This is a genomic window from Comamonas sp. Tr-654 (genome assembly GCF_011752915.1).
Classification (GTDB): domain Bacteria; phylum Pseudomonadota; class Gammaproteobacteria; order Burkholderiales; family Burkholderiaceae_C; genus Comamonas.
Map to the genome: position 1 here is coordinate 110,006 of NZ_VWWQ01000007.1, position 23,529 is coordinate 133,534.

Sequence of the window (23,529 nt, forward strand, 5' to 3'; positions counted from 1 at the left end):
GCCGTATCCAGCGTCCATAAGATGCCAGGGGCATCGATTGACTGGATTGCCACCCTGCGCCAGCGCCAGGGGCTGCCACTGGCACCCGCCCATCTGCGCTGGCACCAGCCCGAGGGAGAGGTGCGCAGGCAACACCTGTTCCTGCTGGACTGCTCGGCTTCGATGGTCGAAAGCGGCGCGTTCGCCCAGGCCAAGGGCCTGCTGCTGCAGTGGCTGCGCCGGGCCTATCTGCAGCGCGAAGTCGTGGCCCTGCTCTGCTTCGGCGCAGGCCGCCTGCACTGGATGCTGGAGCCCACGCGGGCGCCACGCTGGAATGCCGACCTGATCGAGCCGCTGCGCGGCGGTGGCGGCACGCCGCTGGCCCAGGCCCTGGAGTCAGGTTGGCAGATGGCGGCCAGATACTCCCTGCAACCATCCTGCCTGTGGCTGATCAGCGACTTCCGCAGCCCCGATGTGCTGCAGCTGGAGCGCGGCCCCGTACCTGCCTTGGCACAGATTCTGGTGGACTGTGAAAGCGCTGCGGGCCAGAGCAGGCGCCGGTTTGGCGGTGCCGAGCGGCTGACAAAGGCCTGGCCGGATACTCTGCGACTGCCGCTGAAATTCGACTAAAAATCGCCTCTACCGCTTAACAGGCAAGCGCTAGCAGCTATCTATTTTGATAACCATCTAACAGGGCATCACACTGCCCCCTGCTCGCCCTATCGATATCCGGTCGCCGCACAGGCGGCAGGAAAGCGGCTGCCGGGCCGATGAATTGGGCCGTATGCACCAGGTTATCGCGTAAGATCGCGCCACCACAGGTGCCTCAAGGCGTGCTCTGCGCGCGGAGGTGAAACGAGAAGCAGGTCAATGGAATCTCCATCAATCCTGCACTGCACCCGCAACGGTAATCAGAGATATGGCGATGCACGCTCTGGCCCACGGCCATGGCCGCCACTGCGAAAGCGGGAAGGCGCATCGACATGCCACCCTCAGGTGGGCACTGTAAGTCCGGAGACCGGCCTGATGTGTACAAAGCGCAGCGGGATTGCATGTGGCTTGTGATATGCCAGCGCCTGCGTGCGGCTCATCACCTCTTCATTTCCCTCTGCACATTTTGTTTGTCTGGCCCGGGTATCGGCCAAACCGACCTTGGATGACCTATGTTGCATGGAATTTTCCAGTCAGATTTGTCCCAGCGGGCCGGCCGTGCCCTGGCCTCGTCGCCTGGAGCAGCGCTTGTCCAGCACTGAGACCGTTCAGATTCGCGGCTGGTGCCCCAGCACCTGGAAGCCCATGCAGGCACAGGACGGCTGGATCGTGCGCGTGCGCCCTCGCTGCGCGTCTCTGAGCGCCGCTCAGTGGCTGGTACTGGCCGAGCTCGCACGAACCCATGCCTCGGGCCAGATCGAGCTGACGCGCCTCGGCAATCTGCAATTGCGCGGCGTGCGCGAATCGGCCCTGCCTGCCCTGCGCGCGGCGCTCGTTGCCTCCAGACTGGCACCGGCCGATGAACAGACCGATCTGGCGCCTGCCGTGCATTGCACGCCGTTCTATGCCAGAGGAGATCGCACCCATGCGCTGGCTCTGGCGCTTTCCGTGGCTGCGGCGCGTGATCTGACTCCCCTGGCCCTGCAACAGCAGGACATTCCGGCCCTGCCCGGCAAATTCGACATGCTGGTCGACGATCCGCAGCGCCATCTCCAAAGCCTGAGCTCCGACCTTCAGCTATGGGCCTGCGCCGATGGACGCTATGGGCTTGCACTGGGCCAGTCGGCAGACTGGTACGGTTTTGAGAGCGCACCGGCAACCGTCCAGGCCGCCATACGGATTGCACTGTGGTTTGCCAGTGAGCGCAGCGCGCAGGCGGCAGGCCGGTTGCGCGCCCTTGCAAAGCCCATCGACCTTCAGGCCTGCGGACTCGCCAGGGCCAGTCATCACCTTGAGCCCCGCACTCAGGACAAGACCACTGCCAAGCCGTTGCGGCCCGGAGCACTCAACCCTCACGGCCTGCTGCTGGGCGCCCCGCTGGGGCGCCTGGACGCATGGGCCATACAGAAGCTGGCGGCTCCAATGCCCGAACAGGCGGAGATCCGGGTCACGCCCTGGAAATCCTTGCTGCTTCCGAACAAGCATCTGGATTCACTGCCTGCCCGGCTCGACTCCTGGGACTGGATCCGCCAGTCCACCGATGTGCGCCTGCGGGTCTCGGCCTGCACCGGCGCCCCCAACTGCCCTCAGGCCCATATCCCGGCCCAGTCCATGGCCCTGCGGTTCGCCAGCTCACAGGCGGCGGACCGGCATCTTCATATCAGCGGCTGCGCCAAGCTCTGCGCCCTGCCTGCCGATGCGACAAATGTGGTGTTTGCCAGCCAGGACGCGGCGGGCCAGATATGGCTGCACGCCAGCCCCGCCGAAGCACAGCCATCGGCCCGGGCCTCCATTCCCTATCGGCCTCTGGACTCCGGTCCACACGATATACAGCAACAACTCAATGACCTACAACTATGAAAAGTGCGGTGAAGAGATTTACCGGCAATCGTTCAGCATCATCCGCCGCGAGGCCGATCTCAAGCGCTTCAACCCCGTGGAAGAGCGGGTCGCCTGCCGCATGATTCACGCAGCCGGCATGGTGGAGCTGGCCTCGCATATCCATTTTTCCCCGACCTTTGCCGAAGCCGCAGAAGCCGCGCTGCAGCGCGGAGCACCGGTGCTCTGCGATGCACGCATGGTCAGCGAGGGCATCACGCGCAAGCGCCTGTCGGCCCAGAACCCCATCATCTGCACCCTGCAGGACCCGCGTGTGCCAGCGCTGGCCGCCGGCATGGGCAACACCCGCAGCGCCGCAGCACTGGAGCTGTGGCGCGAGCATCTGGACGGCGCCGTGGTCGCCATCGGCAATGCGCCGACGGCCCTGTTTCATCTGCTCCATATGCTGCAGGACCCGGACTGCCCGCGCCCGGCCGCCATCGTCGGCTGCCCGGTCGGATTTGTGGGAGCTGCTGAGTCCAAGGACGCGCTGCGCGAATGGGGACAGATTCCGTTTGCCATCGTGCAAGGGCGCCTCGGCGGCTCCGCCATCACGGTTGCCGCCATCAACGCGCTGGCAACCACGGTGGAGTAGGAAGAGTCACCATGAATCACGGAAAAATCTTCTGCGTGGGACTGGGTCCCGGCGATCCCGACATGATGAGCGTGAAGGCCGACCGCCTGCTGAGAAATGCCCGTCATGTGGCCTACTTCCGCAAGCGCGGTCACCCGGGCAAGGCACGGCAACTTGTCAACGGCCTGCTGCATGCCGAGGTGACGGAGTACCCGATGGAGTACCCGCTGACCACGGAAATTCCGCATGACGACCCGCGCTACATCGCCCAGCTGTCCAGTTTCTATCAGGACTGGCAGGCCCGGCTGACGCAGCTCACGCGCAGCGAGGATGTGATCGTGCTCTGCGAAGGCGATCCGTTCTTCTACGGCTCCTTCATGCACCTCTATGTGCGTCTGCGCCAGGCGGAACAGGTGACCGTGGAAGTGCTGCCCGGCATACCGGGCATGGTGGGCTGCTGGCATGCCACCGGCATTCCAATGACCTGGGGCGACGATGTGATGAGCGTGCTGCCCGCAACCCTGCCCGATACGCCGCTGCGCGAGCATATGGCGCGCTCGGACGCGCTGGTCATCATGAAGGTGGGAAGGCATCTGGGCCGCATCCGTGGGCTGCTGGACGAGCAAGGCAAGCTGGACCGTGCCTGGCTGGTCATCAACGGCACCATGAGCGATCAGCAGGTCATGCCGCTGCGCGATGCGCCCGAGCGCTGCCCTTACTTCGCCATCATCGTCGTGCACGGCCAGGGCCGCCGCCCGGCCAATGACATGTGATCGCGCCGCCATGAGCAAGACCTCAATGCCTTCACAACTCCTGGTGCTGGGCCTGGGCCCGGGCGATGATGCCTTGCTGACGCAGCAGGTACGCGACAGCATTGCCAGCGCCAGCGATGCATTCGGCTACTTTCCCTATGTGGCGCGGCTGCAGGGCCTGGAGCACCTGCAACTGCATGCCAGCGACAACCGCGAGGAACTCGATCGCGCACGCAACGCCTTGAATCTTGCAGCCCAGGGCCGCAAGGTGCTGATGCTCTCGTCGGGCGACCCGGGCGTGTTCGCCATGGCCAGTGCCGTGTTCGAGACACTGGAGCAGGCCAGCCCTGAGGAGCATGCCCGCTGGCAGAGCGTGGATGTGCAGGTGCAGCCGGGTATCACCGCCATGCTGGCAGCAGCAGCCCGCCTGGGCGCCCCCTTGGGACATGACTTCTGCACCATCAACCTGTCCGACAACCTCAAACCCGCCAGCATCATCGAGCGCCGCATCCGTCTGGCCGCCCAGGCCGATTTCGCCATGGCCTTCTACAACCCCTGCTCGCGCTCGCGCCCCGAAGGCTTCTCGCGCGCCCTGCAGGTGCTGCAGCAGGAATGCGAGCCCGAGCGCCTGATCTGCTTTGCCCGCAACGTCAGCCGCCCCGATGAGACGCTGCAGGTCGTGAAGCTGCTGGATGCACGGGCCGATATGGCCGATATGCGCACTGTGGTGATCGTGGGCAACAGCCAGACCCGCCAGGTAGGCAAGCATGTCTACACCCCGCGCAGCTATGAGGCCGGAAGCTGCGCTACCTCTGCCGTGACAGACCATGCCTGAGTACGCGCAAGGTCCTGCCGGGCAAAAGTGCTCAGCAGCGCCGCCGGTGCAGCCACTCCATGGCCTGTTGCGGGCTTTGGCACTGGGCACGCGGCGCCAGCACCGGTCTGTCGACCATGATGACCGGAATGCCCAGCTGCCGCGCGGCCTCGACCTTGGCATAGGTATCTGCGCCACCGGCATTCTTGCTGACGATGCAGTCGACGCGGTACTGCCTGAGCAGCGCCAGCTCATCGGCGAGCTGAAACGGACCGCGCGCCACGATCAGCTCATAGCTGGATGCCGGCAACGGCAAGGCGCCGCCCTCCTGGTCGATGACGCGCAGCACAAACTGGTGCTCGCCGGCCAGGCCCGCAAACGCCGCCAGCTGCTTGCGCCCTATGGCCAGAAACACCCGCTCGAGCATGGGGCTCAGGATCTTGGCGGCAGCCGCCATATCCGGCACATGCTGCCATTGATCGCCGGGCTGCGCCTGCCAGGCTGGCCGCTCCATGGACAGCAAGGGCAGATCCAGCTGGGCGCAGGCCGCAATGGCATTGGCACTCATCTGTGCCGCGAAGGGGTGGGTGGCATCAATCACATGGGTGATGCGCTGAGTACGCAAATAATCGACCACCCCCTGCACGCCACCAAAGCCGCCCACACGCACAGGCAGGGCCGGAGTACGGCGCGTCTGGGTAGCCCCGGCATAGGAATAGATGGCTTGCACCCCGGCCTCATGCAGCAGCGTGGACAACATATAGGCATCGAAAGTGCCGCCTAACAGGAGAACTTGGGTCATGGCCAATCCGTGGCTTTCAATTATCGGAATTCATCCATCAGGGCTGGAAAGCCTTAGCCCTGCAGCGCGACGAGCCCTGGATGATGCCAGTGTTGTGTTCGGCAGTCCGCGCCATCTGACGCTGGCGCAAGCAGGGACGCGCGGCAGTGCCTGGCCCGTCCCCTTCAGCGTCGATCCCGTGCTGCAACTGCGTGGACAGCAAGGCGTGGCCGTGCTGGTGTCAGGCGATCCGTTTCACTTCGGTGCCGGGGCATCGCTGGCCAGGCACCTGGAACTGGGCGAGTGGCGCAACTACCCTCAAGCCTCGACATTTTCCTGGGTTGCAGGCGAGCTGGGCTGGTCCCAGGAGCGCACCCATTGTCTGGGCCTGCATGCTCGCAGTCTGAGCAGCCTGACGCCTCTGCTGGCACCTCACGAGCGCTTTATCTGCCTGTTGCGTGATGGCCCGGCCGCTCACACCCTGGCGCAGTGGCTGCTGCAGCAGGGCTGGGGCGACAGCCCGTTGTGGCTGGTGGAGCAGGCAGGCAGCGATCAGCAGGACATACGCAGCGGCACAGCGCGCGAGCTGGCCGCCCTGCTGGCAACCCAGCCTGCCAAGGCCCCCGTGACTGCGGCTTTCGAAGCGCGCGGCGGAAAAGGTCTGTCCCAGGTGCCAGGCCTGCCCGTCAGTGAGTTTGCACATGACGGACAAATCACCAAAAGCCCGGTGCGCGCCATGACGCTGGCTGCGCTGGCTCCGCGTCAAGGCGAGTGGCTCTGGGATCTGGGGGCAGGTTCGGGCTCGGTCGCCGTCGAGTGGTGCCTGGCTGGCGGCCAGGCCATCTGCGTGGAGCAGCATGCCGCGCGTGCGGCCAATATTGCGCAGAACGCTGAGCGCTATGCGGCAGCGATCGAAGTGGTTCATGACCAGGCCCTGGCGGCCGTTTCCCGTCTGCAACCAGAGCCGCAGGCTGTCTTTGTCGGCGGCGGCTTTAGCGCTGAGCTGTTCGATGCCCTGTGCACGCGTCTTTCCGGGCCTTGGCGTCTGGTGGTGAATGCCGTGGCGCTGCACACCCAGGCGCTGCTGCTGGAGCTGCACCGCACGCATGGCGGCCAGCTCTACCAGCTGCAATGGAGCGAAGCGCAAAGCCTGGGCAGCATGCAGTCCTGGTCGCCCGCCCGCCCGCTGGTGCAGTGGGTCTGGAACAGCCCATGAGCCATTTGTTCGCAGGCTGGGGCTTTCAAGCCGGCGCCTTGCCTCAATCATTTGAAAGCTGCTGGAGCCAGGCCTCCCAGGCCCTGGCGAGCGCAGACACGGCCGGCTGCCGCTGGACCTTCGCCCTGCTCTCCAGCAGAAGCCAGACGCTGGCGGCTGGCGCCCTGCAGGACTGGGCCCGCCAGAGGCTTGCTCAGATAGACTGGGAAAGCTTTGCCGACAGCGCGATTGCGCATATAGCCACGCCGTCGCATTCCCCAAGATTGCAGCAGCGCTTTGCCACCGGCAGCGTCGCGGAAGCCCTGGCCCTACATGCCAGCGCTGCCAATGCTTCAAGCCGGCTGTTGGTGTTGCGCACCGTTTCGGCAGACCGTCGGGCCACGCTGGCGATTGCCGGCCTGCCGCTGCCCACCTCATTGATCCCTGGAGTTTTGCCTTGACCGTTCATTTCATCGGAGCCGGCCCCGGTGCGGCCGACCTCATCACCGTTCGCGGGCGTGATCTGCTGGCCGCCTCGCCTGTGTGTCTGTACGCAGGCTCGCTGGTACCCAGCGAGCTGCTGGCGCACTGCCCTGCAGGTGCCCGTCTCGTCAACACCGCCCCCATGTCGCTGGAGGGCATCGTGGCCGAAATCCAGATCGCACATGAGCAAGGGAAGGATGTCGCCCGCCTTCACTCCGGTGATCTGAGCATCTGGTCTGCCATGGGAGAGCAGCTGCGCGCCCTGCGCGAACTGGACATCCCCTACACCGTCACACCCGGCGTCCCCTCTTTCAGTGCCGCAGCCGCCGCGCTGGAAGCCGAGCTGACTCTGCCCGGCTCCTGCCAGTCGGTGGTGCTGACACGTACCTCGGGCCGGGCCTCGAGCATGCCCGAGGGCGAGACCCTGGCCGCCTTTGCGGCGACCGGTGCCGTGCTGGCGATTCATCTGTCGGTTCATGTGGCCGAGCAGGTGCAGCAGGAACTCACCAGCCATTACGGCGCAGACTGCCCTGCAGCCATTGTCTGGCGTGCCTCGTGGCCCGACGAGCAGCTGCTGCGCACCCGTGTCGGAGATATTGCCAGCGCAGCCCAGTCCAATCCGCTGCAGCGCAGCGCGCTGATTCTGGTCGGTGCCACGCTGAGCCAGCAGGACTTCGGCAACAGCCGGCTCTATGCCAATGACTATGATCGCCGCTACCGTCCGCGCGGCGACGAACCGCGCTTCCCTCGCGGAACCGAAGGCGCCTGATGCTGGAGCTGTTTCTGATCGGCATCGGTACCGGCAACCCCGATCACCTCACCCGAGAAGCCGAAAAAGCGATTCGCAGCGCCGACCTGGTTCTGCTGCCGCACAAGGAAGACAGCAAGGCCGAACTGGCCCAGGTCCGTCTGTCCCTGCTGCAGGAACTGGATGTGCAGCACAACCGTATTGCCCACTTCGACATGCCTCAACGTCGCCAGCAGGGCAACGACTACGACCAGCAGGTGGATGAATGGCACGATGCCATTGCCCGGCGCTGGCAAGCCAGTCTTCAACACCATCTGCCTGCTCGTTCGGGGCGCGTGGCCCTGCTCGTCTGGGGCGATCCGGCCCTCTATGACAGCACGCTGCGCATTGCGTCGCGTCTGGGCCTGGCCCGCGAACAGGTGCGCGTCGTGCCCGGCATCACCTCCATGCAGGTGCTGTGCAGTGCCCACGGCATCGCTCTCAATGAAATCGGTGAACCCTTTCTGATCACCACCGGTCGCCAGCTGCGCGAAAACGGCTGGCCATCCGGGGTGAACACCCTGGTCGTGATGCTGGATGGTCAACGCAGCTATGAGCAGTTGCAAGACACCGATGTCGACATCTACTGGGGCGCCTATCTCGGCATGCCCCAGCAATTGCTCATGCACGGCAGGCTTTGCGATATCGCGTCAGAGATCACCAGCAGGCGCACCCAGGCCCGTGAGCAAAATGGCTGGATCATGGACATCTATCTGCTGCGCAGGGTCGCTGCCACCTGACCCTGGCTTGCCAAGGCGCATCCGTCGCCCGGCCGTCACACCCGATCAGCGCACGGAGCGCCTCATGTCTGCAAGGTCTCGATAGCCCGGGGCGTTCAGCCTGCTTGCCGGTAACCGTCTATGCGAATGCCGGTGCTGCCGCATGAGGCAGCTTAAGCCGATGCCAGAGCTTGAGCATCTCCTGCAGCAGCACTGGCGCATGGTCTGTGCGATACACCGCACCCAACGGCGGCAAGCCCCCCTCGATACGCACATCCAGCGCACACACACGCCCCTGGGAACGCAGTCCCGGAAGAATGCTGCGAGGTACCAGCGATACAGCCCCAGGCTGGGTGAGCAGGCCCTCGAGCACAGGCAGGGACACGGTGGAGGCCGGAAACCAGGAAGCATCCTCCAGCACGGGCAGCACCTCGGTCTCCACGATATGGCGCACCGCGATGCCAAAGCTTGGCAGCACCCAGCGCGCCCCCCTCAAGGCAGGCAGCGGCACATCGCGACGCCCGACGAGAGGATGGTCTGCATCCGCAATCACCACGGCAGCATCCAGCAGCAGCGGCTCGAAGGAAAACTCCACCGGCAAAAGCTGGGGCTGGCGACAGAACACCACATCGAGGCCCGAAGCCATGAGCTGCGACAGCAAGGGGGCGCTGCCGTCCTCATGCACATCCACATAGACCTGCGGATGAGCCTCGTAAAAGCACGGCAGCAGCTGGGACAGCACCGAAAACGCAGCTGCCGGAATGGCTCCAAGACGCAAAGCCGCCGAAGCCCCGCGCCGGATGGATGCCAGCGATTCGGACACATCCTGCAACCCCACCAGCATGCCGCGTGCTGCATCGACCAAGGCCTGGCCTGCCACTGTGGGCCGTATGCCGCGTGCATGGCGCTCGAAGAGCTTGATGTCCAATACCCGCTCAAGCTCGGCCAGGGCCTGGGTAGCCGCCGACTGACTCATATTCAGCTCCGCTGCCGCCTGCATGACCGAGCCGCATTGCTGCAAAGCCTGCAAAAGCTGCAACTGACGCAACCGTACCTGCTTGACCATACGAGAAAAGAGCAAGCGGCCCTCGGGGCTTGCAGCCCCTGCACCGGCTTGCCTCTGAGAAAAAGAAGAGTCAGCAGCCATGATTCCAACAGGTGTCAGATCGTTTCAACAAAGTTCGGCAAGCCTTGAAATCTCGCCAGCGCGAGCGCCGAACTCGCCCGCTCGCCGAGAGCGAGCCTCCTGCATCAAGCGCCGGAATGACCGAGAGTCGGATAGCTTGCGCGCATCTGCCGGTGCATGCCCTCATGCTCGAGCGGTCGGAGGAAACACCGCACCACCGCATTGTCGCGGCAATCGACCCGTCTGCTGATGCCGGGTCATGACTTCTGCCCCGTCAAGATACGCCGTCATACGCCATGACATGCAAACGGCGACCTAGCAGTCCGGATCGAGGCATATAGCAGCATTGCCGGTGAACGGCTTCGGGCGATCCCTGCCGCCCCCCTGTAGACCACGCCCCTTGGAAAAACACCACTAAGTAAAAGCCAAAATGGAAATCCGGCCCACATGCAAGATAATGATAACCATTCTCAAAACATGACCCCGTGGCCTTTCTTGCTTGCTTATGCCACGTATTTTCTGTGCATAGCCTCTACCAAGACCACCACCCCTGGCTGCAAAGCCTGCTGCGCAAGCGGCTTTCCAATCGAGAAGATGCGGCAGATCTGGCACAGGACACCTTTATGCGCCTGCTGCGCTCCCCCATGCCGCAGGAGCAGATACGGGAACCCCGGCGCTATCTGGCCACCATTGCAAAAGGCCTGGCTGCAGATCTGTTCCGTCGCCGCTCGCTGGAGCAGTCCTACCTCGACTATCTCGCCACGGTGCCGCCCGAATTCGCTCCGTCCACCGAGGAGCAGGCCATCATCCAGCAGACCTTGCTGGATGTGGACCGCATGCTGCAGGAACTTCCGCCCAAGGTGCGCGAGGCCTTCGTGCTGGCCCAGTTCGAGGAGCTGAGTTACCCCGAGATCGCCGAACGCCTGGGCATCTCGCTGCGCACGGTCAGCAACTATCTGACTCGCGCCATGGAACATTGCTGCCTGGTTCTTGCATGAGGCCCGTCGACGACATCGAACGCCTGGCCCTGCATGAAGCGGCAGCATGGCATGTGCGCCTGAGAGATCCATCGACCCCGGACAATGCCCGGCAGGCCTGGCAGCAGTGGCATGCGGCAGACCCTGCCCATCAGCGCGCCTGGCAGCGGGTTCAGTCCGTCAGCGCTCAACTCGCCGCCCTGCCTCCCTCGCTGGCCAGCCAGGCCCTGGGCAAGCCCGCGAGCCGCACACGGCGCACGGTAATGAGAAGTCTGGTGATCGGCCTCGGGGCCGGCTCCACTGCCTGGATGGGCTGGCAAGGCCTGCCCTGGCAGCAGTGGCAGGCCACCCATCGCACAGGCACCGGCGAGCGTCTGGACATCAGCTTGCCCGACGGCTCCCTGCTGGCGCTGGACACGTCCAGCAGCGTGGATGTGGACTTCAACGACCGCGAACGTCTGCTTCGCCTGCACAGCGGCCGCATACTGATCAGCACCCATCCCGACTCTCAGGGGCGCCCCTTCAGCGTCCAGACCCCCCAGGGCAGAGTCCTGGCACTGGGAACACGTTTCATGGTGCGCCTGGATGACAGTGGGCAAAGCCATGTTCAGGTGGAGGAAAAGGCGGTTCGCGTGCTCCCCGCAGCAGCAGACCCTCAGGAGCTGCGTGCAGGCGAACAGACCCGGTTCACGGCCGACGCCACGCGATCCGCTACCAAGGCAGATCCATTCGGCACCAGCTGGCATGAAGGTGGAGTGGTGGCGGTGGACATTGCGCTGGGCGAGCTGATCGCCGAGCTGTCGCGCTATCGCAAGGGCTACCTGGGATGCTCACCTGAAGTCGCGCAGCTCAAGGTCTCAGGCGCCTTTCCCATCGATGACACGGACCGCGCCCTGGCTGCACTGGTCAGCCGCTTCCCCTTGCAACTGCGCAGCCATACGCGCTACTGGGTTCGCGTGGAGGCTCGCAATCCGTAGCGCTGAGTGCTGTCGATTTCAAAAATAAAAACATAGCACTCATCCCTTTTCAGCATTGCGTTTCAGGGCAAATATGCTTTATCAGAAAGCGAATGCATTGAAAAAAATGCCGAGGCAGTTGCAGGATTGGCAGGGCTTGTTCGGCATACGAGGAAACCTCATTCATTTTCTTCGACGCCATGCTCCGCCCTCCTATCTCACTGCCACAGCACGGCCTTCCTGCCGTCTTGCGGCATGTGCCGCATAGGCCTGCATCCGGCATTTTTCGCCGCCAGACAGAATTGCTGCTGGTCTGGCTGCTTCTTGCGGCGACAGCCCAGGCAGTCACCCCGGCTTTCGCACAGCCGCAACCGAACATCGATGCGCGAACAGGAGTTCGCAGCTTCGCCATTGCTCCCGGCCCTCTCTCGGAAGTCATCGCCCGCTATGCCAACCAGGCTGGCGTGGCCCTGTCCTTTGATGCGGCCCAGACTGGCCAGCGCCACTCTGCAGGTCTTCACGGCTCCTACGCTGTAGAGGACGGCTTTGCCCGGTTGCTTGAAGGCACTGAGCTCCAAGCCGTGCGCGAGTCCAGCGGCGTCTATACCCTGCGCTCCCTGACTCCCAAGGGAGCGGCAGGGGCGCCTTTGCTGGAGACTGTCACGGTCAGCGCCAAAGCAGAGGTCAGCGCAACGACCGAGAGCTCCGGCAGCTATGCAGCGGCGCGGGTCACCGGCAACGTCGGACAACAGCTGGTGAGCGACATTCCCCAGCCCGTTACCGTGCTCACCCGCCAATGGCTCGATGACCAGGCCCTGCCCGACCTGCACGCGGTGATGAGCAACACCGCCGGCGTGACGGTGGACTACATCGACAGCGAACGCATCAACTACTATGCGCGCGGCTATCAGATCGACTCGCTGCAGATCGACGGGCTGAGCATCAACCAGGTCACTTCAGCCCCGACCTTCATTCAGCCAGACACGGCCATGCTCGATCGGGTGGAAGTCTTGCGCGGCGCATCCGGCCTGCTGCGTGGCGCTGGCAACCCTTCAGCCGTGGTGAACATGGTGCGCAAACGCCCCACGCAGGATTTCCAGGGATCTGCAGCCCTGACTCTGGGCTCCTGGAACAGGCGACGACAGGAAGCCGACCTGTCTGGCTCTCTCAACGCGGCAGGCACCCTGCGGGGCCGCCTCGTGGCACTGGCCGATGACAAGGCTTCATTCCAGACAGCACGTCACGAGAATCGAAAAAGCCTCTATGCCGTGCTGGAAGCGGATCTGGGGCCCCGGACATTGCTGACCGCCAGCGTTCAGCACACAGAGCTGGAAGCCACGGGTTCCTGGGGAGGACTGCCTGCCGCCCTGGACGGCAGCCAGCTTGATCTGCCGCGCAGCACCTATCTTGGAACCGCCTGGAATACCTGGAATCGGCGCAATCGGCAAGCCTTCATCGAGCTGGATCATGCCCTGGGAAACGGCTGGAAACTCAAGGCGCAGGCAGCGCGTACCCAGTTTCATTCGGCGGGCTTCAAGCAGACCTCGTTTTCAAGCGCCAGCACCACCAACCCCTTCCTGGTGGATGTCAACACCTCCATCTACGACGGCGAGGCCAGCAGCCAGAGCACCTGGAGCCTGCAGGCAACCGGTCCCCTGGAGGCGCTGGGACGAAGGCATGAACTGGCATTGGGCGTGGACCTGCAAAGGGTGCGCGCGATTGGTACTTCCGGTCACTGGGGCATCAGCCCGCTCTATGGTGTGGATATCCGCAGCTGGAACCCCTATACCAGCTACCCGGAGCCCTTCTATAGCGAAGGCAACGGCAATGCCTACTCTGCGCCCATGTCGCAGGTGCGCCAACATGGCGGCTTCGCCAGAGCGCTGCTGTCGCTGACCGACTCGGTCAGCGTCGTGCTCGGTACGCGTCTGAGCTGGTGGAACTATCGCGAGCCTGCCACGCCGGCAAGCAGCTATGGCGTGCAGCATGAGCTCACGCCCTATGCAGGCCTGATCCACAAGCTGTCGGATCACACCAATGCCTATCTCAGCTACAGCAGGATTTTCAGCCCCCAGAACAAGAAGACCAGCGCCGGCAGCCTGCTGGCGCCCATCCGGGGCCAGGACCTGGAAGCCGGACTCAAGACCGAATTCCTGGATGGGCGGCTGCGGGGTTCGTTGTCGGCGTTCCACATTCAGTTTCTCGGCGACGCCATGGAAGACAGCAGCTCGGCCATGCCCTGTGTTCCTTACTACCTCGCAGGCCGCTGCTATCTGGCCGGCGGCAAAAGCCGCAGCCGAGGCTGGGAGGCCGAGCTGAGCGGCGAGCCAAGACCGGGCTGGCAGCTGATGGCCAGCTACACCTACACCAGCACCCAGTATCTGCGCGACGAGACGGCGGCCCTGGTCGGCCAGCCTCTGCGCCCGGCGGACCCGCGACATAGCTTGCGTCTGCATACCAGTCACCGGCTCAGCGGCCCATGGCAGGGCTGGACAGTGGGGGCAGGAGTGCGACTGCAGAGCGATACCTACACCAGCGTCGGCAACCTAACCACCCGCCAGGGTGGTTACGCACTTTTTGACGCATTGCTCGTGTATCGCCTGAACCCGACCTACACCCTGCAGCTCAATGTCAACAACCTGTTCGACAAAGTCTATTACGCCAAGTTTTCGCCCAACAGCACGTATTTCAACAACTACTACGGCGAGCCACGCAAGGTCACGCTGTCGCTGCGCGCGAACTTCTGAAGCCGATCACCGGCCACGCCTTTCCTGTTTCCTTTCCGCATCACCTCCGACTTGAAGTTCATGAAAAATCGCTCTTCCTCTACCCATTCGCGTTTTGCACTACAACCCTTGGTCAGGCTCCTCGGCCAATGCCTGGGAACCGGCATGGCCGTGGCCTCCTTCGGCGTGGCGGCCCAGACCGCCAGCAGCGATACCGCCCTTCAGGAAGTGGTCGTGGCTGACCAGGCTGAAGCCATCGGCGGCCTGCAGAAAACCTACTCGGGCGGACAGCTGGCCCGTGGCGGCGACCTGGGCATTCTGGGCCGTACCGACCTGATGAATGTGCCGTTCAGCACGACCAACTACACGTCGGAGCTGATCGAGAATCAACAGGCGCTCAATATCTCCGACGTGGTGATGAGCGATGCTTCGGTTCGCACTCTCCAGGCCCGCGGCGGCTATGGAGAAGACTTTCAGATCCGCGGCTTTACCGTCGGTATGCGTGACGTCTCCATGAACGGCCTCTACGGCCTCGTTCCCTCCACACGCGTGCCGCTGGAGATGATCGAGCGGGTGGAGGTACTCAAAGGCCCGGGCTCGCTGACAAATGGCGTGGGCCCCAGTGGCAGCGTGGGCGGCAACATCAATCTGGTCACGAAGCGCGCCGGAGATGTGCCGCTGACGCGCCTGACCGGCACCTATATGGGCAAGGCCCAGTTCGGCACCCACCTGGATGTGGGGCGCCGCTTTGGCGAGGACAATCAGTGGGGGGTGCGCGTCAACGGCGTATGGCGCAACGGCGAGGGCAATATCGACGGCGGACGCCAGCGCCTGGGCCTGGGATCGCTGGGCCTGGACTATGCGGGCCAGAAACTGCGCTGGTCCCTCGATGCGCTCTCCGCCAACGGCAAGACCAACGAATTCCGCCCCCAGGTGGGCTTTCGCAGCGGGATTACCGAGGTGCCTGCCGTGCCTGACGCACGTCTGAACTTCTACCCGGGCACGGCACTTACGGACAAAGCCAGGACCGTTATATCCCGCCTCGAATACGACATCAACGCCAACACCACGGTGTACGGCGGCATTGGCTACAGCGACGTCAAGAGCTACCAGAACTTCCCGGGTGCCTGGGGCACCGAGCCCGACTCTCAGGGCAACTTCAGCGTTTCCAACGGCTACTACGACGAATACAACAAGACGACCTCGGCCGACATCGGCCTGCGCACACGCTTCAAGACAGCAGGCATAGGTCACACGCTGGTGCTGTCTGCCAACCATATGGCGCGCGAGACCGGCTACTTCTACACCGGTACCGGCTCGACCCCCTCCAATCTGTACCGTCCTTCTCCCCTGCCCGTGATCACCACGCCTCGTCTTGCGCCCAGCAAGACGGCCGAACTGGAACAGCACAGTGTGGCCATCGCGGACACCATGGCATTGTTCAATGAACGCATTTTCGTGACCCTGGGACTGCGCGACCAGAGCATCAATCAAAAGAGCGTGAATGGCTCGACCGCCTACAAGGCCAGCTCAGTCACGCCGCTGGCGGGTCTGGTGTTCAAGGCCACACCCAATACCTCCATCTATGCCAACTACACGGCGGGCCTGACGGCTGGGGGCACTGCAGGCGTGGGCCTGGCAAACGAGGGGCAGGTCTTTGCACCTCAGAAGAGCAAGCAATTGGAAGCAGGCGTCAAGGTGGACTGGGGCGTGCTAATGACTCAGGCCGCCATCTACCAGATCACGCAACCGGCCAGCATCACCGAGAACAATGTCTACAGCTTTGGCGGCGAGCAACGCAATCGCGGGCTGGAGCTGACGGCTTATGGCGAGATCCAGCGCGGCCTGCGCCTGATGGCCAGTGCCGCCTTCAACGATGCCAAGCTGACGCGCACCGCCAGCGGCAGCAATCAGGGCAACCAGGCCAACGGCGTCCCGAAGCGGACCTACAACGTGGGCCTGGACTGGGATACGCCATGGGTGACGGGCCTGAGTTTCAACGGCCGCGTGATCCACACCTCTGCCATGTACTTCGACGCTGCCAATCTGCTGCGCATGCCCGGCTGGACGCGCCTGGACCTTGGCGCCCGCTATCGCACCAAGCTGGCCAACAAGCCCCTGGTGCTGCGCGCCAGCCTGGAGAACGTGGCGAACAAGGGCTACTGGGTAGCTACGCCCAACCCCAGCTACGCCACCGTTGGAGCTCCTCGCACGCTGATGCTGTCAGCGCAGATGGACTTCTAAGCGGCTGAGCCAGTCCTGCACCTCCGAGGCACAGCTGCACTGGGCAGTGCCTCGGGGGATTTCATCCATTGGAACGAATCAAATGCAAAGCCACACCATCAAGATCTGGGCCTGGGTGCATAAATGGAGCAGCCTCGTCTGCACCGTGTTCATGCTGCTGCTGTGCCTCACCGGCCTGCCCCTGATCTTTCACCATGAAATCGGACACCTGCTGGGCACCGAGGTCGAAGCTCCGCCCATGCCCGAGGGCACGCCGCATGCCAGCCTGGACAAGGTACTGGAAGTTGCTCGCGCCCAGTATCCGGATCGCGTGGTTCAGTTCGCGTCCAAGTCCGATGAAACCGACGATCTCTGGTTCATCACCATGACGCCGACCCCTGCGCCCACCGACGACTTCCGTTCGGTGGTCGTCGATGCCCGCACTGCCGAGCTGCTGGCCCAGCCGCGCTTCGATCAGGGCTTTATGTGGATCATGTTCAAGCTCCATGTGGACCTGTTTGCAGGCCTGCCCGGCAAGCTCTTCCTGGGCCTGATGGGATTGTTGCTGCTGATAGCGATTGTCAGCGGAGTGGTGCTTTACGCACCCTTCATGCGCAAGCTGGACTTCGGGACAGTCCGCCGTGATCGCCAGCCACGCCTGAAATGGCTGGATCTGCACAATCTCCTGGGCATCGTGACTCTGGTCTGGCTGTTTGTGGTGGGTGCCACCGGCATGATCAATACCTGGGCCGATCTGGTGATCAAATACTGGCAGCATGACCAGCTCAGCAGCGTGCTGGCGCCCTACCAGGGTCAGCCCACCGTGCCCGTGACCGAACGTGCTTCGGTTCAACGTTCGCTCGAAGTGGCCCGACATCAGGCACCCGATACCAAGCTGTCCTTCATCGCCTTCCCTGGGACCAGTTTTTCCAGTCCCCACCACCACACCATCTTCCTGCGTGGCAACGAGCCTTTGACCTCTCGCCTGCTTTATCCGGTCTTGGTCGATGCCAAGTCGGCCCAGGTCACTGCCGCACCGGAACTGCCCTGGTATCTTGCCGCCCTGCTGGTGTCGCAGCCGCTGCATTTCGGCGACTACGGCGGCCGCGTGATGCAGATCATCTGGGCACTGCTGGATATCGCCAGCATTGTCGTGCTGGGCACCGGACTTTATCTCTGGATCAAAAAGGGCCGCAGCACCGAGCCCAAGAGCCGTCAGAACAGCCAGCCCAGGATCTCTGAGGAGGTTGTGCCATGAAGAACACGTCATCCCGCTTGCTCGCCATCTGGGGCTGGCCTGTCGCGCTGGGCCTGCTGACCGGCATAGGGCTGATCGCTGCTCTGTTCAGCGACGGCGGCCTGGGCGATACCCTGTCCGGCATATGTCTGGGCATACCTACTGTTTGCGGCATCTGGTACGGCCTGCTGAGACGGGCTCCGCGCTGAACTGTGCGCGCTTGCCTGCCTCCAGGCAGGCAAGCGCGCGGCTGGACTGAGACCAGCATCGATCAGGCCTGGCTTTTATCGCTGCTGCGCCAAGGCCGTGCAGCCTGCCGGTGCTGCCACTAAGCCTTTTGCCCTGGCCGGCGCTCAATGCATGGGCCGGCCCAGACGCTGGCTGGCCTTTGAAATCCCATAGTTCACAAGGCAGTAAAGCGCTGCCACGACCAGGTACACAGGCACCAGCGAGTGGTAGTTCGCTATCAGCACCTTGGCGTTCTGCATGAGTTCACCGTAGGTGACGACATAGCCGAAGGTGGTGTCCTTGACCACGATAACCAGTTGCGCAACCAATGCCGGAACAATGTAGCGAAGGGCCTGAGGAAAGACGACGGAGAAAAAGACCTGGACTTCGGTCAGCCCTAGGCTTCGCGCGGCATCGGTCTGGCCGCGCGGCACGGCGAGCACGCCTGCGCGATATACCTCGGCGACCACGGCTGCGGTACTCAGACCTATGGGCAGGGTCAGCATCCAATAGGTGCTCAGCTTGATGCCTACCGACGGCAGCACCAGAAAGCAGACATAGATGAGCAGCAGCGTCGGCGTGCCGCGCAGGAACTCTATGACGGCAATGCTGGGCCAGCGCAGCAACCTGAGCCGCGACAGCCGCCCCAGCAACAGCACCAGTCCCAGGGCCAGGGAAATCACGGCGGCCATCGCCGACGATGCCAGCGTGCCGAGCAGCCCCTTGGCAAGAAAGCTCCAGGTCGTAGCCCAGGCAAAGAATTCCCAGTACGGTGCTTCAAGCTGGCCTGCCGAATGGAACTGCCACACGATCGCCACCGCAAGCAGAAGCAGCAGGGCTGCGGCGGTCATGCTCACCGCTTTGGTGACGGCTCGGGCCCGCAGGCCTGGCGCGGCAAACAGAATTTCTTCCAGCGAACGGCTCATCGCAGTATCCGCACTTTCTTTTCCAGAACCGCGCCGGCCCAGGCGATGAGCAGACCTGTCACCACATACATGGTGGCCGCCACAGCGAACGCGGCAATGCCGAGCGCCGAATCATTGGCGATCTTGGAGACCAGGGCCGTGAGCTCGCGGCCGGGAAACGGCAGCTGCGACGCCAGGGAAGTCGAGAGCATCAGGGCAATCAGCAGCGAGGTCATGGGCTGCACCACCGAGCGCAGCGCCTGCGGCAGGACCACGGCAGACACAATCTGCAGCGGGCGCATGCCCAGGCTGAGCGCAGCCTCGATCTGGCTGCCCGGAATCGTGTTGATGCCCGCGCGCAGGTAGTCAGCCGTGAAGGCAGAGCAGACCAGCGTCAGCGTGAGGATCACGCTGGGCTCGTAATCGATCACGATATTGAGATCGGGCAGCGCGAAGACGATGAAGATCAGCAGCGCCACACTGGGAATGTTGCGAAAGATCTCGACATAGACGCTCAGAGCCCAGCGCAGCGGCGGCAGGGGCAAGAGCCTGAGCACAGCGACGAGCACGCCCAGCAGGACGCCGGGCACAAAGGACACCAGCGTGAGCTTCCATGTCAGCAACAAGGCCTGCCAGAAGGCAGGCCCGTGGTCAGCCAAAAGCCTTGAAACCTCACCCATTGCTCAAGGCAGAGCGGGCGGAGTCGGAACTGTCGTGCTGCCAGTGCGCTGCCCAATGGAAATAGTCCAAAGCTTGGCCCAGGTACCGTCGGCTTCCAGCTTCTTGAGAAAGGCATTGATGAAGGCCACGCCGTCCGAGCCCTTGGGCAGTCCCACGCCATAAGGATCCTGGGCACCGAATGGAGCCCCCGCCAGCCGCGCATTGCTGGTGCCAAGGCTCAGGGCGTTGAGCAGCAGCGTGTAGTCGGTCACATAGGCATCGACACGGCCCTGACGCAGGGCATCGAGGGCTTCCTGATGCGTCTGGAACTCCTGCACGACGGCCTTGGGGGCGTACTGGGCCAGTATCGCAGGCCCCGTGGAGCCAGCTTGCGTGGCCACCTTCTTGCCACCCAGGTCGTTGTAGGACTGCAGCGTCTTGTTGTTCGCCTTGACCAGCACACCGGACTGCGATGTGTAGTAAGGGCCGGCAAACGAGATCTTCTCGGCGCGGGCAGGAGTGATGGAATAGGTGGCGAAGACCATGTCCACCTGATTGTTGATAAGCACCTGCTCGCGCGTGGACGAGGTCACCTGGGTGAACTGGTACTTGGCAGCATCGCCCAGGATGTAACGGGTGATGAGCTGTGCCAGGCCCAGGTCGAAGCCACGGATCTTGCCGTCCTTCTCGTTGAGCAAAGAGAAAAGATTCGAGGTTTGCGTGCTGCCCAGACGCAGCGTGCCGGCCTGCTTGATCTTGCTGGCCCAGGTGCTGGACGCAATCGTCGCCGCATCGGCAACAGGGCCCTGCGCCACCAGAGCGTCATAGGCCGCTGCATTGATGGGCGTGCCCTGTGCGAAAAGCGAACCGCTGGCCGCGATCGTCAGCGCCACCACGGTGGATTTGAAAATGGATTGGGTCGACATGCGGTGTTCTTGGATGGTCGGTGATGCGAATCAATATAAAGCAGCGACGGAATACACATGCCGCCGGTCCGGGCCGGACACCATTGTGCACACAATACAGGCCGCGCGCCCTGCGACAAGGGCCGATTATGACAACTCGCATGGATTGCAGGAGCCATCCAGAGACGCCACCTCAGGCCGGCTGGCCATGGAGCGGCTCGTACGGTGGCGCGGCCTTGGTGCAGGGCGTCACAGGCCAGATCTAGTCGAATCGGGGCAGGCGGGGTCAGGCAGCAGGCCGGCCTTGGAGTGCTCTTGCAGGACATCCGGCCCGCCTGCTGAATACCTTGCAGCCCTGCCCTCGCCTCACTCCTGCTTGCGGCCTGCTGCGGATACAGGCGCTCAGTACACATCCCGGCGGTAACGGCCCTGGGCGATCAACTCGTCGAGAGCGTCGCAGCCCAGCAGTTCCTGCAACACAGTATCCACGCCTGCGGCCATGCCTTGCAGGCTGCCGCAGATGAAGATCACGGCGCCTTCGTCGATCCAGCTGCGCAGCAGGTCCGCTGCATCGCGCAAGCCGTCTTGCACATAACGGCGCTCGGCCTGGTCGCGTGAATAGACAAAGTCTGCGCGCGCCAGCTGCCCTGCCTGCAGCCAGGCCTGGGCTTCGGCTTGGGCATATCCATCATGGGCTTGCTGGCGCTCGCCAAATAGCAGCCAGTTGCGATGTTGGCCCGCACGCATGCGCGCCAGCAGGTGACCGCGCAGGCCTGCATAGCCGGAGCCGTTGCCGATGAAGATGGCGGGCGGCGCTGCAGCATCATCGATGGGCGCGAATGCCCTGTTGTCCACCAGCCTCAACATGACCGCTGCGCCCGGAGCCGCATAGGCGGTGAGCCAGCCTGAGGCCAGCCCCAGACCCGCATCATGGCGGGCCTGGCGTACCAGCAGCCGCACATGGCCGTCTGCTGGCAAGGACGCCACGGAATAGCTGCGCGCGGCCAGCGGCTGCAGCGCATCGGCCACGGCCTGCGCCGAAGCATCTGCAGGCAAGTCGCTGGCCTGAAGCAGGACGCTTGCCGACAGTGCGGCTTGCAGCGTCTGGCTCTGGCCTTGCCACCGAACCACAGCAGTGCCGTCCAGCGCCAGCTGCTGCAGCCAGGCGGCAATGGCTTCGGGTGCATGCCGGGGGCAGATTTCCACGAGCGCGCCCGGGCGCCAGTCCAGGTCCAGTCCTGCTGGCGGCGTCAGCGTGAGGCTGTGCAGCGGTGTGCCCAGACTGCCCGGATTGATCAGACTGCGCTCTGCCAGCGTCCATGGCGCAAACGCGGGAGCGGCGGGTGCATCAGGCAATTGACGGGCGGTATGGAAGTGGCCGCTGAGCATCTGCTGCCAGGCGCTCCAGGCAGTGCCGTCTTCGCCATCCATTTCCACACGGGGGAAAATCGGCTGCGCAGCCAGGCGTTGCAACTGATGATCGAGTGCACGGCCAAAACCACAAAAGCGCGTGTACTGGCGATCGCCCAGCGCCAGCAGGCCGTAGTGCAGCGTGGCCAGGGGATTGGCTGCGGCGGCATCCAGCGCGCGGGCAAAGCGACGCGTGCTGTCAGGTGCTTCGCCGTCGCCAAAGCTGCTGGCAATGAAAAGAGCCCTGCCATGGTGGCGCAACTGCTCCGTGTCCAGTTGGGCCATGGGCTTGAGCGTCGTGGCCAGCCCCGCATCGCGCAGCGCGGCCGCGGTGCGCAGGGCCAGGCGTTCGGCATGGCCAGTCTGACTGGCATAGGCCACGAGAACGCTGTCCTGTCCCTGGCCAGCAGGGGAACTTTCGGCCAAGGCCCGGCGTTCACCGTTCAAGGCACGGGCCTTGCGGCGGCGGTCCAGATAGAGCAGCCAGCCGGTGATGGCGAACAGCGGCATCATCAGCGCCGCCAAGGTGACGATGATGCGCCCCGTCAGTCCGAAATACGTGCCCATATGCAGCGGGTAGATGGCACCCACGGCGCGGCGGCCAGCGGGCAGATCGGCATAGCGCTCATCCTGCTGAACGCGGCCCTCGGGAGTCAGGCGCAACTGGTTGCGCGCACGCTCATGGGCCGCGGTCTCGTCGAACCAGGCAATCTGCACGGGCTCGCCCGTGCGCTCGAGCAGGCGCAACTGGGCAAACTGCCAGCCCGGTGCCAGATGCTGAAAGCTCTGCCATGCGCTCGTCAGGTCCGGCGTCGGCGCGGCGGACTCTCTGTCGGGCTTGGCGGGCTTGGCAACAGCAGCGCGCGGCGGCACGCCCGCCCAGGTATCGACCGTGCGGCGCAGGCCGTCGAAAGCCCAGTACATGCCAGTGGGCGCCAGCACCAGATAGACCAGCAGCGCCAGGGTGCCCGCCACAGCATGCAGATTCCACAGAAAGCCGCGCCCCTTCAGGCGCATGTCCAGCCATAGCCAGCTGCGCCAGTCCATGGGCTTGCGCGGCCAGCGCAGATACAGGCCGGACAGTGAAAGCAGCACCAACAGGCCGGCCAGCGTACCGGTGATGGGCTTGCCATCATCGCGCGACAGCAGCAGCCAGCGGTGCAGGCGCTCCGCCCATTCAAAGAACTGCGCGCCCTTCTGGGGCGGTAGCTGGGCTGCGGTGTAGGGGTTTACAAAGACCGTCTCGCCGCGGCGCTGCCCCTTGAGCGGCTTGAAGCTGATCTGGGCCGACCGGCCCGCTTCGGAGTGCACGGTGATGCGCTGCACCACGCGCTCCTCGCCCTGCGCACGCAGCGTCTGCAGCAATTGCGCAGGCGTCATGGGTGCCAGGTCGCTACGCGCCTGCACGCGCGCAGTGCCGGGGTTCAGCCAGTCCAGTATTTCCTCATGAAAGGAAAACACCGCCCCAGACAGACCAAGAACGATTAGCACCGTGCCGGCCGTGATGCCGACAAACCAGTGCAGCTGAAACCAGAGTTGCTTGAAGGACGGCATAGAAAATCA

General features: G+C 63.9%; 21 protein-coding genes and 1 riboswitch. Of the genes, 15 read left to right on the forward strand and 6 right to left on the reverse strand.

Annotation, left to right across the window (positions count from 1 at the left end; all coding sequences use genetic code 11):
• The first annotated feature begins 21 nt into the window (after positions 1-21).
• From F3J24_RS20360 to cobJ, 5 genes are all read left to right on the forward strand, one after another.
• Positions 22-609 (forward strand): VWA domain-containing protein, encoded by a 588-nt coding sequence (locus F3J24_RS20360; protein ID WP_167010144.1) that lies wholly within the window; start codon positions 22-24, stop codon positions 607-609.
• A 172-nt stretch (positions 610-781) separates the two neighbouring features.
• Positions 782-1,021: riboswitch (cobalamin riboswitch) on the forward strand.
• 197 nt (positions 1,022-1,218) lie between these two features.
• Positions 1,219-2,490, forward strand: a complete 1,272-nt coding sequence (locus F3J24_RS20365) for a nitrite reductase (RefSeq protein WP_240154407.1) — start codon at positions 1,219-1,221, stop codon at positions 2,488-2,490.
• Entirely contained in the window at positions 2,474-3,103 is a 630-nt protein-coding gene (locus F3J24_RS20370; RefSeq protein WP_167010148.1) for a precorrin-8X methylmutase, read from the forward strand. The genes F3J24_RS20365 and F3J24_RS20370 overlap by 17 nt, the downstream gene beginning before the upstream one ends.
• A gap of 11 nt (positions 3,104-3,114) precedes the next feature.
• Positions 3,115-3,855 (forward strand): precorrin-2 C(20)-methyltransferase, encoded by a 741-nt coding sequence (gene cobI / locus F3J24_RS20375; protein ID WP_167010150.1) that lies wholly within the window; start codon positions 3,115-3,117, stop codon positions 3,853-3,855.
• Positions 3,856-3,880: 25 nt separating this feature from the next.
• Positions 3,881-4,669: a precorrin-3B C(17)-methyltransferase gene (gene cobJ, locus F3J24_RS20380; RefSeq protein ID WP_167010152.1), complete on the forward strand. Its 789-nt coding sequence runs from the start codon at positions 3,881-3,883 to the stop codon at positions 4,667-4,669.
• 31 nt (positions 4,670-4,700) lie between these two features.
• Here the strand turns inward: cobJ and F3J24_RS20385 are convergent, their stop codons facing one another.
• On the reverse strand, positions 4,701-5,456 hold the full coding sequence (locus tag F3J24_RS20385; protein WP_167010154.1) for a cobalt-precorrin-6A reductase: 756 nt from the start codon (positions 5,454-5,456) through the stop codon (positions 4,701-4,703).
• On the opposite strand from F3J24_RS20385, the gene cbiT reads away from it, so the two are divergent.
• The 4 genes from cbiT to cobF are packed head-to-tail and all read left to right on the forward strand — an operon-like array spanning position 5,449 to position 8,634.
• Entirely contained in the window at positions 5,449-6,645 is a 1,197-nt protein-coding gene (cbiT, locus tag F3J24_RS20390; protein ID WP_167010157.1) for a precorrin-6Y C5,15-methyltransferase (decarboxylating) subunit CbiT, read from the forward strand. The genes F3J24_RS20385 and cbiT overlap by 8 nt on opposite strands.
• Complete coding sequence (locus F3J24_RS20395) at positions 6,642-7,085, forward strand: cobalamin biosynthesis protein (protein WP_167010159.1); 444 nt, start codon at positions 6,642-6,644, stop codon at positions 7,083-7,085. The genes cbiT and F3J24_RS20395 overlap by 4 nt, the downstream gene beginning before the upstream one ends.
• The gene (gene cobM / locus F3J24_RS20400; protein ID WP_167010160.1) at positions 7,082-7,876 is read left to right on the forward strand and encodes a precorrin-4 C(11)-methyltransferase; all 795 of its coding nucleotides are present in this window, start codon (positions 7,082-7,084) and stop codon (positions 7,874-7,876) included. Before F3J24_RS20395 ends, cobM begins: the two co-directional genes overlap by 4 nt.
• Complete coding sequence (cobF, locus tag F3J24_RS20405) at positions 7,876-8,634, forward strand: precorrin-6A synthase (deacetylating) (protein ID WP_167010162.1); 759 nt, start codon at positions 7,876-7,878, stop codon at positions 8,632-8,634. The genes cobM and cobF overlap by 1 nt, the downstream gene beginning before the upstream one ends.
• Positions 8,635-8,752: 118 nt before the next feature.
• Here the strand turns inward: cobF and F3J24_RS20410 are convergent, their stop codons facing one another.
• Positions 8,753-9,760: a LysR family transcriptional regulator gene (locus F3J24_RS20410; RefSeq protein WP_167010164.1), complete on the reverse strand. Its 1,008-nt coding sequence runs from the start codon at positions 9,758-9,760 to the stop codon at positions 8,753-8,755.
• A 500-nt stretch (positions 9,761-10,260) separates the two neighbouring features.
• Here F3J24_RS20410 and F3J24_RS20415 point away from each other — a divergent pair, with 500 nt between their 5' ends.
• From F3J24_RS20415 to F3J24_RS20440, 6 genes are all read left to right on the forward strand, one after another.
• Positions 10,261-10,737, forward strand: coding sequence for a sigma-70 family RNA polymerase sigma factor (locus tag F3J24_RS20415; RefSeq protein WP_167010166.1), 477 nt, complete (start codon positions 10,261-10,263; stop codon positions 10,735-10,737).
• Complete coding sequence (locus tag F3J24_RS20420; RefSeq protein WP_167010168.1) at positions 10,734-11,693, forward strand: FecR domain-containing protein; 960 nt, start codon at positions 10,734-10,736, stop codon at positions 11,691-11,693. The genes F3J24_RS20415 and F3J24_RS20420 overlap by 4 nt, the downstream gene beginning before the upstream one ends.
• 179 nt (positions 11,694-11,872) lie before the next feature.
• Positions 11,873-14,419 (forward strand): TonB-dependent receptor, encoded by a 2,547-nt coding sequence (locus F3J24_RS20425; protein WP_167010169.1) that lies wholly within the window; start codon positions 11,873-11,875, stop codon positions 14,417-14,419.
• Between the two features lie 108 nt (positions 14,420-14,527).
• Entirely contained in the window at positions 14,528-16,642 is a 2,115-nt protein-coding gene (locus tag F3J24_RS20430; RefSeq protein ID WP_240154409.1) for a TonB-dependent siderophore receptor, read from the forward strand.
• Between the two features lie 82 nt (positions 16,643-16,724).
• Positions 16,725-17,879, forward strand: a complete 1,155-nt coding sequence (locus F3J24_RS20435; protein WP_167010171.1) for a PepSY domain-containing protein — start codon at positions 16,725-16,727, stop codon at positions 17,877-17,879.
• Positions 17,876-18,067, forward strand: a complete 192-nt coding sequence (locus F3J24_RS20440) for a hypothetical protein (protein WP_167010172.1) — start codon at positions 17,876-17,878, stop codon at positions 18,065-18,067. Before F3J24_RS20435 ends, F3J24_RS20440 begins: the two co-directional genes overlap by 4 nt.
• A gap of 144 nt (positions 18,068-18,211) precedes the next feature.
• On the opposite strand, the gene F3J24_RS20445 is transcribed toward F3J24_RS20440, so the two are convergent.
• From F3J24_RS20445 to F3J24_RS20460, 4 genes are all read right to left on the reverse strand, one after another.
• On the reverse strand, positions 18,212-19,012 hold the full coding sequence (locus tag F3J24_RS20445; protein WP_167010173.1) for an amino acid ABC transporter permease: 801 nt from the start codon (positions 19,010-19,012) through the stop codon (positions 18,212-18,214).
• Positions 19,009-19,671, reverse strand: coding sequence for an amino acid ABC transporter permease (locus F3J24_RS20450; RefSeq protein ID WP_043372265.1), 663 nt, complete (start codon positions 19,669-19,671; stop codon positions 19,009-19,011). Before F3J24_RS20450 ends, F3J24_RS20445 begins: the two co-directional genes overlap by 4 nt.
• Before the next feature lie 3 nt (positions 19,672-19,674).
• Positions 19,675-20,577: a glutamate ABC transporter substrate-binding protein gene (locus F3J24_RS20455; protein ID WP_167010174.1), complete on the reverse strand. Its 903-nt coding sequence runs from the start codon at positions 20,575-20,577 to the stop codon at positions 19,675-19,677.
• Between the two features lie 381 nt (positions 20,578-20,958).
• On the reverse strand, positions 20,959-23,520 hold the full coding sequence (locus F3J24_RS20460; protein WP_167010175.1) for a sulfite reductase flavoprotein subunit alpha: 2,562 nt from the start codon (positions 23,518-23,520) through the stop codon (positions 20,959-20,961).
• Positions 23,521-23,529: the final 9 nt, after the last annotated feature.